At 45.9% G+C, this 831-nt stretch carries 2 tRNA genes and 2 rRNA genes; all 4 read left to right on the forward strand.

Features of this window, described 5'->3' with window-relative positions:
* Positions 1-91: ribosomal RNA gene (locus CBW50_RS28515) — 16S ribosomal RNA — on the forward strand; the annotation flags it as partial.
* Positions 92-189: 98 nt separating this feature from the next.
* Positions 190-266, forward strand: a tRNA-Ile gene (locus CBW50_RS28520).
* Between the two features lie 107 nt (positions 267-373).
* A tRNA-Ala gene (locus tag CBW50_RS28525) sits at positions 374-449 on the forward strand.
* A 251-nt stretch (positions 450-700) separates the two neighbouring features.
* Positions 701-831, forward strand: a 23S ribosomal RNA gene (locus CBW50_RS28530); the annotation flags it as partial.

Below are 831 nucleotides of genomic sequence, written 5' to 3' on the forward strand. Positions count from 1 at the left end.
AAGGAGGGCGCTTACCACGGTAGGATTCGTGACTGGGGTGAAGTCGTAACAAGGTAGCCGTATCGGAAGGTGCGGCTGGATCACCTCCTTTCTAGAGTTTGCACGAATCAGTAATGATTCACGCATCAAATGTTCACACTTATCGGCTGTTAAATGAAGAAGAAACAGTAGTCGTAGTAGTTCCGCGTTGGGGCTGTAGCTCAGCTGGTTAGAGCACCGTGTTGATAACGCGGGGGTCGTTGGTTCGAGTCCAACCAGCCCTACCAGTAAAAGCGTCAAACGAAAGTACACAYCTACTTTCGTTTGGTTGATAGCTAAAAACCACTGGCAAAGCCAGATGATTTTTAGAAGTCAAAGCCACGCAAGACCCATAGGGGGATTAGCTCAGCTGGGAGAGCACCTGCTTTGCAAGCAGGGGGTCGTCGGTTCGATCCCGTCATCCTCCACCACGTTTTACCCGAAAGTGCAAACGTAAGTTAATCACAGTGGTGATTAAATTTAGGTTTGATCTTTTAGCGATCAAAGCTGTTTCGTTCTTTAACAATCTGGAAGAAGTAAAGATTATTTATTGATCGGTTTATCGTAAAACATAAATCGATGGGTAATGATTGTATGTATCAACAAACAAGCAACAACGTTGTACTTTCTTATCCCTGTAGCGCTCTTTTCGTTTGAAAGAATGAAGAGGCTAACGTTATAGGGACAAGCGAATAAGTGCACATGGTGGATGCCTTGGCGATTACAGGCGATGAAGGACGTAGTAGCTTGCGATAAGCTGCGGGGAGTGAGCAAACACACTTTGATCCGCAGATTTCCGAATGGGGCAACCCA

The sequence above is a fragment of the Janthinobacterium sp. GW458P genome (genome assembly GCF_002127585.1).
Lineage (GTDB): Bacteria > Pseudomonadota > Gammaproteobacteria > Burkholderiales > Burkholderiaceae_D > Janthinobacterium.